We start from the raw sequence: 12,020 nt of genomic DNA, 5'->3' as shown, positions 1-12,020 counted from the left end.
CTCTGCTCAATGCGGTAGAGAGATCAAGTACACGGAAGCATTTATACCGGTCCGAATGTCCACTCTCCTACAATTCAATGTCGATTGTCAGCGAGCGGTCAGCATCCGGGATTCGCGGCGGGGTCCAATCCCAATCAACAATGCCTGGTCCTGCAGAAAATTGTCGTTCGGTGTGACCCGCGTGGATGACGGCTTTGTCCCGGCGCAGTCGCTAGGGTCGCTCGCCGCCGAGACCTCGGAGGAATGACCGGTTTCGGGAGAAGCGTGTCGTCGTCCGAAAGGCGGAGATGGGGCGCAAAGCGGCCATCCAAGGTTCGGCCTACGGAAGTCGTCTTTGGGCAGCAGGTGCATCAACTCATGCTACGCGACAGCAGGCAACTATCCGAGCTCGTGGATCGTTACGCCCGGCACGACAGCCTTGGCGATCTCGCATAGGTGCTGGTGATGCGTAAGGTAGATCACCTGACCCGCACTTGCCATCTCGCCAAACAGTCTGAAAACCTCCTCGGACCGGAAATGGTCGAAAGTCTCCATTATGTCATCGGCAATGAATGGCACTGAGGGTCGAAACTGGGCAAATTCGTAATACCCGGCAAGCCTCAGGGCCAGGTAGAGCTGAAAACGCGCGCCCTTTGACAACGCGTCGGCGACCTTGGACTGCCCGTCGCGCTGCAATGCGATGAGGACTTCGCCGCCCTTCACCGGTTGGGTTGCCAGGCCCGAGTACTGACCGCGCGTGATGAGCGCGAAAGCGTCAGATGCCCGCGCCATCATCCCGGAGCGATGACGCTCGCGGTATACGCGCAGAGCGTTTCCAGCCGACATAACTCCCAGTTTCAGCTCGATATAATGGACGGCCTTTTCTTCGATTTCCAGAAGGACGGTGCGACGTTCGGCATCTATTCGGGCAACAGCACTATCGCCGCCAATGGCGTCCAGTTTGTCCGCCGCTCGCGTCTGCCGGATAAGCTGTTGTTGTATCGCTTCATCAAGATCCCGAAGCCGCTGCTCGCCTTCAGCCTTTTCGATTGCAAGGCTATCGAAATCGAGAGCATTCAATATTGAACACGCCTGTTCGATCCCCTCCACAGCGAGCTCGGTCGACAACTGCTCCTCAAGGTCGGCTACAGCAGCGCGCAGACGATCTCTGTCCCGCAGCAGCTCGTCGCGTTCCACGACTTCGGATAGGGTGGTTACGCCAAAGACGCCCAAGACCTCGTTCTTGCGGCGTTCATGCGCCGCGATCTCGACATCGAGTGTGCCACGAGCATCTTGAAGGCGCTGCAGGTCATTGACGAGGTTTGCCTTCGCCTCGCGAGTGCGATCGGCGCGCTCCAGGCGCTCAGCAAGCCGGATCGCCAACTGTTCCGGTTCGTCGTCGTTCGGCGGTTCACCCGCTTCGGCTGCAGCTGCGGTAATCTCGACAATGAAATTATCTCTGTCTGCCTCCATCTTCCCGATGCGGAGCTGCATGGCATCCCGATCCTGAAGGGTTTTGGACAGTTCAGCCAATTGATCGAGTACGCTCCCCACTCCGGGCGCCGAAAGCCCGCTCTCGAGCCAGGTACCCTTAAGCGCCTCCGCAACGCCGGCCAGCCATTCTTCCTCACGCCTTTCTGCCACGTCCACGGCCCGTCGTCTGGCAGCCAGATCCTCCTCCTTCGCGCTGACTGTTCGGAGCGCCTCGGCACGTTCAGCGTCCACTTTGAGCTGCCTGTCGAGGAACAGCTCTGTGACGGCCATGATCGTCTCCAAACTCTCTTCGGAGTCAGACTGTATTCCGACGCTCTCCAGCGCCCCGCTCAACTCCAGGCGTATCTGGTCTCCCTCGTCGGCCGCCCGACCAGCCTTCTTACGTGCGACCTCGATCCCCTCCCACGCCGCGAGCGCATCGGTCCGGGCAGAAGTACGATCCTCGATCAGTTCGATCATTCGTTCAGGCGAAGATTCCAGGCTATCTCCGAGCAGATCTCTTGCCGATACGCGGATTTCCGACAGTGCTGCTTCCACGTCCAAATCGACCTGGGAAAGTTGGGCGCTCGCACGCGAGATGAAGGCCGCGGTTTCGGCAAGGCTGCGGGTCGTGGTTCGGATCTCGGCGAGCTCCCGCACGTTGGCCAGACGAACTGCTCCAACACTGTCGTCACGAGCCAACGCTACCGCGAAATCGTCCGCTGTTTCGCCCTTAAGGTCATCTCGATGCCTTGTCCAAGCCTCGTCCCGGGCACGCCGGATGGCTGCGGCGGCTTCATCGTCCGTTATGTCAACCGAGCCACGAAGGGCGTCCAGCCGCGCCGAGAGCAACTCGTGATTGGCCTGGTATTCGGCAAGACGTTCTGAAAGGACTGCCCTGCTCGTCCCAAGCTCTGCTGAGCGAGTTTTCCATGCACCAATCTGCCGGGCCGTCGGAACTGAGATCTTGGCCAGCGCCTGAGCATCTCCGGACCAGGGATGCATGCGATGGACCGCTGTTTCCCATCGAATTCCGCTCTCGTCCTCTGCCTCCCGTGCCATCTTGATCTCCTTTAGGTGCCCACTCCCCCTCGCTTTCGACAAAGCCGAGGTAAGCCTTGCCCTGGCAGGCTCGGGCACGGCCCTTTCTTCACCGACCCGTTCGCGTGCCGTCTGAAGCGCATCAAGGGCTGCCGCGGCTTCGTCTCGGGCGACGCGCACGCTGGTAGCAATTCCGGATCGCTGCTCGACCATATTGCGAACAGCACCAGCAATGGCAGCAGGCAAAATCAGGGCGGCAGGCTCTGGCTCGGAGGACCTTCCCAGTGCGGCAAGGCAAGTTGCCATGGCGTTATCGAGTATTTGCAGCTCCGTCCTGCGACTGGGCAGGTCCAAGCCTGCCGAGATATAGCGCACCTTGCGATCCGCCAGTCCGCGAACCCGCTCGGAGATTGCAAGGATCACCTCGTCCACCTCGACCGACGCGATTTTCATCGTCACTCGCTCGACTTCGTCGACGTTTGCTGACAGCCGAGTTCTCAGGCTGGCGTCCTCATCGATCATTTCGGCGACACTACCTGTCCAGGTCCGTGGCGGTGAAGCGATGTCAGGCAACTCAGCCAGCCGGGCTACCTTACGTCGGATATCCGCGAGGATCGGGACTGCGCGGAGATACTTGGCAATGGTATCGAGCCTAGCCGACAGCACCGACCGTTCGGTGATGCTGCGATCGTATTTTTCCGCCGCATCAAGACGTTCGGCCTCGAGGGTCTCGAACGTCGAAGCCAGTGTGTCGATAGCATCCTTCCGGGACTTCAGTTCCGCAAGTCGCTTCTTGAGAAGCGCGAGTTCGGTTCCGTGTGCCTGCTTCCGATAAAGCCCGTCCGCTTCTGCCTCGAGCGCGCTTAATGTGTCACTCGCGTGTCCAAGACCGGCGCTGGCCGTGAACAGGAGCTTGCCCAGGTCTCCACGCGACTCCAGTATCGATTTTCCGCCGGCTTCCAGTGTCTCGTCGTCCAACGAGAACATGGTGCCGTATGCGTCCCGGGACAGACCTGCGAGATGTGCCGCAATCGCCAGTTCGCTCACCGGCTGGCCCATTGCGTTCAACAACAGTTGTTGCGCTGTTTCGTGCGTGAGAACGTATGCTCCTCTCCCCCGAATTCGAGCACGCCGCCGATGCGCATCGCGCTATATTCATGCAGGAAATTGTAGCGGCTGCGTTCTTCAATCCCGAACAGCAAGTCCAGATAGCCGGAAAGCGCGGTTGACTTGCCGGCCTCGTTCAGCCCGAATACAATATGCAAGTCGGGCCCGGAATCCGGTTTTGGTCCGAACTCGATCGTCCTGTCGGTGAACTTTCCATAACGAATGAGATCAAGGCGCCGGAGCCTCATTGCGATCCACCTGCCTTGAGGCGGGCCGTGACCAGGTCAGCGCCGCTGGCAAGAACCCTGTCGAGGAATAATTCCAGCGCGGCCTCGTCTTTTCCGGCGAAGTCGCGCCCGTCGGGCGGAAGGTCCGCGATGGTTTTCAGGACGAATTCCCTCGCTTCAGCACGGAAGGCTTCTGAACTTGCATCGGCGCGCATGGATTCAGCGAGTTCGAAAATCGGATCCGCGACGCCTTCGAGTGCTTCCGTCCTGGGCGGAGAGAGGCCCAGCTCGAGCTTTTCCACCCATGTGTCGCCGGCCTGTTCCGCTACCTGCTCGGCTTCGGCCAGGAGCAGGTCCCTGTCGCGGATCAGTGCCCAAGACAAAGGCGAGTCACCGGTCAGACCGAGACGGACAACAACGTGACGGGATCTGACGGAAGCCCGGATATCTTCGAGCGCGGATCGGATTCGCCCGACGACTTCTGGCCACTCGACAGTCCCTGTCAGGTCGACGTTCACCCGCTCGAATTGCGCGATACTGGTCAGCCTTTCCTCGACCTCGACGGAACGGTCGTCACGTATCGTTACCAAAGTGACTGACTTTTCGCCGGCCTCGTTTATGTCCCTGCCTTGCGGCATTCCTGGCATCACCACCGTGCTCGCTCTAGGATGAACCTTGCGGACGTGGATGTGCCCGAGCGCCCAGTAGTCAAAACCATGGCCGTGCAAGTCAGCGACGCTGCAAGGGGCGTAGACGTCGTGACCGGGCGATCCGGCAAGACTCGTGTGCATGACACCCACATTGACCGCCCCTTCACGGGCGGCTGTATACTTGGGCAGCAGACTTTCAGGTGCCTTGGGGCTTGCGAAGCTCAATCCATGGAACATGACGTCAAGACCGCCGGCCGTTTGAAGTACGGACTGGGGACGGCCGCTGAAGATCGTTACCGTGTCGGGAAAGACGAGCTGTTTCGATATCCGCGACAGGGCGTCGTGATTTCCGCGGATCTTGAAAACCCTGACGCCGGCCTGGTGGAGGCGTGTCATCTGCGATGCCAGGAACCGTGCTGTTTTCATCGAAGTCTGATCGCCATCATAAAGATCGCCGGCAATGACGAGCGCATCGACGCGCTCCGCAAGGCACAGATCCACAATGGAGACAAACGCCTGGCGACTGGCGTCTCCGACGAGTTCGGCAAGATCGGGGCTTCGCATCGCGAGCGAACGCAGCGGCGAGTCGAGATGAATATCGGCCGTATGTATAAATCGAAATGCCATTCGGCGGTCTCCGGCCACTGAACATAGGGTGTTCGACTGCGGCTCGACAAAAAATTATACGACACGCGGTGTTGGCTGTCCTGAGCTCAGGCTGCCATTCATCTAGCACTCATGCCGGCGTAGTTTCGCTAGGCTCCTATCACGTCGCAGGATGCAGTTGTCAAAGCTCTGGCGGGACTTGCTATGTGCCTTTGCACCATCGATCTAGTTCCGCTTCGCCGGCAGTTCTCACAGGGCTAAACCCTGACGCAGGCCTGACGATGCACGGCTAGAAATTATACTTTAGGCGCCTCTTAACGAACGCCGGCTGAGACCCTTCCAATACATCGACAATACGCCGGTTAATATTAGGATTTTCAATTGCGCCACTCTCGTAGGAAAACTTGTAATTCTTGGTCTTGTCGAGTTTCACATAGACGATTTGCTCGGCATCCGCACCAACAGCTAGGTTCGGGTTGTGCGTCACGAGAACGACCTGACGACGTTTCTTGGCCGTTCGAATGCAATTGGAAAGCACCGAGAAGATGCTTTGATTGTCGAGATTGTCCTCGGGCTGATCGATGATAAGCGGGATGTCGTTCTTGTCGAGCTGCAAATAGAAGACAAGCAGAAGGAGTCCTTTCTCACCCGGCGACAGCTCCTCAAGATCCTTGCCGCTAAGACGCAACTTGTACGATGGTTCAATGTATTCGAGACTGAATAGGAAGTCGTAAAACTCCTTCTGGTCGCGCACCTGGTCGGTGAACTTCAAGTCCTCCGTCTGCATCGCGTCGAGAATTCGGTCGAGGCCCGCTGAAATCGCGGCGAAATCATTCCAGCTGACATCGCGGAGGAAGTCGGACAAGGTTTGGCCCGGCTCCTTGATTTGGCCATTGAACGGGCCTCGTTTGTTTTTGCTGACCTTGGACAGAAAGCTATCCTGAAAGTCCTTACTGAGAACGAACGACGCGTCGATCTCGACGCTGAAGCCCTCGATCGCAACCTCGGATAGCTTGGTGTCGACACTCTTCTTAAGGTCGGCATAGAATTTCAGGATCTTGTTCTTGCTCGCATAGATCGCTTCGACAAGCTTACGCCTCGCCTCCCGAGCCGCGACGATTTTCGCCGGCAAATCATTGTCCAGAGCGGTGATCTGGCTCTCGATATATCGAATGGTGTTCGGTTGCGGGTCGGTTTCATTGCCCGTGATCAGGATATTTCGGCTCTTCCAGGCGTCGAGGCGCTCCAGATACTGCTGATATGCGCGCCGCGGCGCGCTAAGCTTGTCCCGCGCGAGATTGACGGCATCGACCAAATGGTCGATGGCCTTCCGGATGTCCGGCAGGCTCTCAAGGGTCGAGAAGTCAAACCCGTGCTCAAACGTTAATTCATTGTTAGCTTCGAGCTTGCCGATCTGGTTGGTCAGGTCGGCAGCAAGGCTAAGCAAGGCCGCATTCTGGATGCGCAGCGAAACGATTTGATCGGCATCAAGCCCGAATTTACCAAGATCCGATCGGATCTGCTCGACCGCATCTGCGACCCGCTTGGTAAGACTTTCAAGTGACTCATTAACACCTTCGAGAACTTGCTTTTTTCTCTTTAGCTCAGCCAGATACTCGATGGCGGGTTGCTCCCGAGAGCGCAGAGCTGTAAGCTGGGCGCTGTATTGTTCGACGGTCGCTGAAAGGACTTTCTGTTCTGGGGTTTCAATATCATCCGGTGCGTCCATCACCTCCGGCTTGGCTAAAGCGTTCAATTCATTATACTTAGCATCAAGCTGCGCTTTCAGAGTCCGGCGAAACTGCGGATCAGCTTGTTCCTCCAAGGCGACCAGATTCACGTTCTGGGCACGAAGGCGCGTCTTTAGCGCACTGGTCTCGTCCTTGCTGCGCAAAGTTTTCAGATCCTGCAACTCCTTGAAGGAGGCTTGACCCATCTGTTCGGTCTCGTCCACGTGGGAGAAAACAACGTCTTCGATCTGCCGCCGGAATTTCTCGATCTGGATTTCGTTGGTGAGTTTTTCAAAATAGTTCTGCGGCAGGTAGCGGACCAACTCCGGCTTTGTACTTTCGACATGGTCACTCAGCCGCTTCGCGGTGAGGCTTCCACTCTGCCATTCAAGCTCGGCCTCGAAGTTCTCTGCGTAGCGTCTCTGCCGAAATTTCTTGTTTTCGGGGGAGTCTGACAGGAATGCGAAGTATTCCTCAAGGCGGCTTTCGCCGAGCAGACCGATGATGTCGACCAATGCGCTCTTGCCACTTCCCTTGTTTCCGATGATTGCCGTCAGTTCGGGATTGAGTGGAAGGTCTACGTTTTTAAACCACTGCCCCTGGGCGCCATCATAGCCTCTCACCTGCCCTATCTTGAGTCCTCTGAGAATCTTCGTCGGATGTTGGATCTTTCGCGTCTCGACGGGAGGTTCTTCTCCGATGAACACCCGAGCTTCGGGCTCGTAACAGATCTGTTGCAGGCCGCGAAACGTCGTGTCGGCTTTGATCCACGTGTATGGGTAGGAGGGGATGTTTCCCTGCAGCCGCTCTAAATCTTCAAATGAATGCGCGTCGCTGCCCCAGATCACGGGCTTGGGCTCCGACTGGCCGTCGTCATAGCGATCTTTTCGCAAGAAATGGTCGCGGCTCGCGCCATAACCTAGAAAGGCGTGGCATATCCGGTCAATGTTGTCCGCTACCCTCACTTTCCGAGGTGAAGACATGTCGGTGGACTTCATGCCATCGTTCTTAGCGGGAAACGCGAGGAGATAGGGCTGGCTATCACCGAATGCTTCGTTGAGCTTCTTGTTAAGATCCTCGAACGCCACCGAGGCGGACTCATAGTCCGCAGGCTTTGAAAGTTCAGCGCAGGATATGGAGGCGCCGGAACGATCCACACCTTTCGTTGTCAGCAGCTGCAGAAATTTCTCGATCTTTCTGCGGGGACAGAACTGCTCGTCGCTGTCGAAAATCACGTGAAGATGCGGGCTGTCACTCGCTGCGTTAATTGCGTCGGAGAGGCGAAATTCGATGTTAATGAAAAATGCCTTAGGGGAATCAGGATGCCTCTTGTGGAAAGCGTCAATTATCTCGAACGACCTGTCACAGCTGAAATAGTCAGTAATTCCGAAAACTTCGATGGGAGACGCTTCGAGTGCATCAATGTACTTTTCATCGATCTCTGGAGACGAATTCCCATATCCATTGGACATCTTGGTCCCCGGTGGGTGGAGATGTAAATCCCAACGGCGCCACACTGCCCCATTCTTGGAACCTGGTTTCATTCGTCCCCCGATCTCGCCCATTTGTTAGTGCGGTCTGCAACGATTATCAACTTGTCAATTGTTGTTGCCATTGAATGTATATCGCGCTCGGCCTCTGCTGGAGGCGAGAAGGTGGATCATTTGCTCGTCCGGTTTCCCCACAATGCTTCCAAGCCCTCGCGCACTTGGTTGCCGACCCTCTCGATAACGGCGCATTCGTAAAAGTCCACGTCGATATGAATCATGTGGTCGCCCACGAGCCGCGAGGTGATCGTGACTTTGGTTTTCCCTTTGAGCGGAAAGAATTTGTCAGGTTTCACTCGGAATCTCTTGCACTGGTATTCGACCAGTGACTTCACCTTCTCGTAGTCGATCTCGTAGTCGATCTCGGGGCGAGCTGACGCCCTGGCGTGTTCCAGCTTTTCGAGCACTGCGGGAGCCGATCCGAAGCGTTCCGTGAATTTTCGTTCCAAAAGAATTGGATTGAGTCCGTGTTCCGCCGCGATTTGGTAGCAGCCGCCAGCTCGCCACCACCTTCGACTTCGCCCCGCAAATCAGCGAGAGCATCTTCCACTGCATTGGTCATGCGGATTACCCTTGATTACGACAGCAGCTCGAACACGATCTCGTTGATCTCGCGGCCTTCGTCTGTGGAATCCAGGAGTTCCCGGATATGTCGTCGCGTGGCCGCGAAATGGAGATCACGGTCGATTGCAAAGCCTGCCACAATGCTTTCGGCCGCACTGCCCAACCTCGATAGCGTCCGATGAATTTCATTATTGGCATCGTATAGCGGGATAGGCACTTCCCAGACGTGCTTGTGGATATCGCGCTCGTCCTTGCCATACGACATGAACGGCCTGGCAAGCTCCGTGGTTACAGGCGCGTTCAACACCGCGCAAAGGTAATCTGCTTCCTGGACGGAATGAACCGCAGCCCAATAGAGCCCGTTGGCGACAATGGCTCTGCGGTTATCGATTTTAGCTGCGGCGACATGCATACCAGCACGGTTGTAGACCACCCGAAGCGGGGGGATCGGAAGCTGCTTGGAAAGGGTCGTTTGATAGTCGAGCCGATCGGCAAGTGTCATCCGATCGCTTGAGCGATTGCTGTCCCACAACTCGACGGCTCGAGACCACCATTGATGCAGGCCGGGGTGCATTTCGATCTGGCTTTGGTCGAGAAGTTCTCGCGCACTGCATGGGATCACCGAAAGAAGCGGATTGCCAACCCGGTAAGGAAACACGTTGTCGCCCGTAAAATACGGCCGCACGAATTCCGACTCAATCACGCCCTCTATCGCGGGCGAGTCCTTCCACGGCTTCTTTTCTTGAACGCTTCGCGACGATTTCACCGCAACGGTGCCCTGAACCCGTCCAAGTGGTGACACCTCTTGTTTCTCGACAACAAAAGCAACTCGCGGCGTGAAGGTCGCCCCTTGCGTAAACGCCGGAGCATATGGCGATTTCGTAATCTGCCCGACCCGGCGGACTTTGCCGTCAGCCCGCACGAGAGAAAGGCGGGCTTCTTCCCAGTGGCTGTTGGGTGTCCGCAAGCGGCCAGACCAGATTTCCGCTTCTTCAGGCATCGGTCGGCTGACTTCCGACCTCGTTCCGAATACCACACTCGCCGCCCTCGGGAAAAAGTGGGGTCGTATGCGCCGGAGATCCCATGAAGGGCCGAATGAAAGCGCAAGTCCTCCAGCTCCGTCGCCATAATGCCCGCGCCGGAAACCATCATAATGATCCCGGTCGATTGCCGCATTTGGCAGCACGAGACCGAATTTGCCGTCTTTGCGAAGATAGAGTTCGCTAGCCCTTACGACAAAGAGACCCGCCAAATCCTGATGGGTCGCGATTTCTGCGCCAGCCCAAAGACCACGGGCCTCGCTCATCTTACGAAAAGTCGCCTGCATGTTTGCTGGCATATGTCGGTAAGCAAGCCATGGCGGATTCCCGATCAGCACGTCCACGCGGTTGCCTGGACGCGACATCCAGAGCGGCCTCGCCAGGTTCCGCACATAGTAGCCCCAGATATGGTCTCGTCCTTCGTCGTGAAGGCGGCACATCGTTTTGAAGGTACCATTGATAACCGCGCGGTGCTGCTCCGGAATAGCCAACCGGTTGAACACAGGGTTCAGCGAAGGGATGGGATCACCCGCTTTCCTGCCTGCCGCCTTGTTGGCCATTTCGTTCACAAGAAGGTCAAACCTGGCCGCGTCTTCGAGCAGAGCATCGGGAAAGCGGAGTTCGGAATCGAACAACTCGCGCTCGTCGTCTGCACGGATGACAAGATTTCCTGCCGACCAAAGATCGACACCCTGTTCCTGAAACTGCAGGGAGTCACCAAGGTAGACAGGAATCTGGATTACGCCGCGATCCTCGTCGGTGAGCCTTTCGCGCCCGATCGCCAGAAGATAGGTGACGCGGGCAAGCGTGACGGCGACAGGATGCAAATCCATGCCAACCACGTGCTTGGTAATCCCATCGATCATTTCCCGAATGCCGATGCCAGCAGATTCCGCGGCCGCGACATATTTTCGGATCGCGTGAAACAGGAATGTTCCCGATCCGCAGGCGGCATCTAGCACTCGTGATTCCAATGGATCAGTGACCGTCTCGGCAACGATCACATGAGCCAGCCAGTCGGGGGTGTAGTATTCCCCCAGCCGCTTTCGGGTTTCAGCGCCAATGACGCTTTCGTAGAGCACCTTGAGAACGTCCTGCTCAACAGCGCTCCAGTCGAACCGCGCCAGTCTCTTGGCAAGCGTCCTGACGAATGTGTCGCCTTCCTCAACCTCTACAACCCAATCGAAGAAATCTGGTTCGACAACGCCGTAGATGCCGCTCTCATCGAATTTATCGCCAGCAAGGAGGGCAGCAGGCGAAATGGATTCGAGATGAAGCCCGAGAACGGCGTGCGCGATGATCTCCGCCGAATTTACCAGCAGCGTGTGCTCAATAAAGAGGTCATCGGTATCTTCGAACTGGGTCCCGAGTGCCGATGTCAAAAGGCGGGCCCAAAGCGTCCGCTTCATGATTACGCTCGGGTTTGTCTTGTTCCGTTCGTAGAGTGAGGACAGCGTTGCCCGATCGAGCGCATAGGAACTGCTGCCGGCACCAAGGCGCATTTCAATGTTCTGTGCGGTCGGCGCGATGCCGTGGGCAGTCGCCAAGACACCCTCAAGCCAGACGACGAGCCTCTCGACCTCGCCAGCGACGAGCGTTATCGCGGATACCAGATGGAGGCGGTCATCAACGAGGTTGTAGCAAATCCACTCGGTGCCGTCGGTCAGCACGCCGACATATCGAAGCCCCGTCTGTGTCATGCGGCGGGCAACATAGTCCGCCAGCTGTTCTTCCGCTTCGCGCTTCGCTTTCTCACGACGAAGATCTCGCTTCACCTCGATGACGGTGGAGCCGACCTCGACGTCAATCCGCTTGCCGTCACCCACCTGGGCTTCAAGATTTACGATGCGGACATCGTCATCCTCTAGTTCGAACGGTGCAGACAGAATAAACTGTCGCACGTCCGCCTGGATTTCCGATTCCGTCCGCTTGTCGTTCCGCCGCGCTATCCGCGAAAATAATTCGAGCAATACAGTATCCGCCCCGTCAAACCGATCACACCATTCACCGTTCGCACCTCTTGTGCAACCGGAAGGCTTTTTCGTTCACTGCTGCA

At 57.1% G+C, this 12,020-nt stretch carries 4 protein-coding genes and 1 pseudogene; all 5 read right to left on the bottom strand.

The features are described 5' to 3' along the window. Positions 1 to 378: 378 nt before the first annotated feature. Positions 379 to 3,848, bottom strand: a pseudogene (locus X760_RS71865) (AAA family ATPase). Then, complete coding sequence (locus X760_RS71860) at positions 3,845 to 5,104, bottom strand: DNA repair exonuclease (protein ID WP_023722843.1); 1,260 nt, start codon at positions 5,102 to 5,104, stop codon at positions 3,845 to 3,847. Before X760_RS71860 ends, X760_RS71865 begins: the two are co-directional and overlap by 4 nt. 268 nt (positions 5,105 to 5,372) lie before the next feature. Continuing rightward, a complete protein-coding gene (locus tag X760_RS71855) occupies positions 5,373 to 8,357 on the bottom strand; it encodes a TrlF family AAA-like ATPase (protein ID WP_348633266.1) in 2,985 nt (994 codons plus the stop codon). Positions 8,358 to 8,473: 116 nt separating this feature from the next. Further along, positions 8,474 to 8,767: a hypothetical protein gene (locus X760_RS71850; protein WP_023722841.1), complete on the bottom strand. Its 294-nt coding sequence runs from the start codon at positions 8,765 to 8,767 to the stop codon at positions 8,474 to 8,476. Positions 8,768 to 8,937: 170 nt separating this feature from the next. Continuing rightward, positions 8,938 to 11,934: an N-6 DNA methylase gene (locus X760_RS71845; protein WP_023722840.1), complete on the bottom strand. Its 2,997-nt coding sequence runs from the start codon at positions 11,932 to 11,934 to the stop codon at positions 8,938 to 8,940. Between the last annotated feature and the right edge of the window lie 86 nt (positions 11,935 to 12,020).

It is taken from the genome of Mesorhizobium sp. LSHC420B00, assembly GCF_000503055.1.
Taxonomy (GTDB): Bacteria; Pseudomonadota; Alphaproteobacteria; order Rhizobiales; family Rhizobiaceae; genus Mesorhizobium.
This window is presented reverse-complemented; position numbering and strand designations above follow the sequence as displayed.

What these genes read in the sequence shown, in the direction of transcription:
- X760_RS71855 (WP_348633266.1), bottom strand. Translation starts at nt 8,357, where the DNA reads ATGAAACCAGGTTCCAAGAATGGGGCAGTGTGGCGCCGTTGGGATTTA.
- X760_RS71860 (WP_023722843.1), bottom strand. Translation starts at nt 5,104, where the DNA reads ATGGCATTTCGATTTATACATACGGCCGATATTCATCTCGACTCGCCG.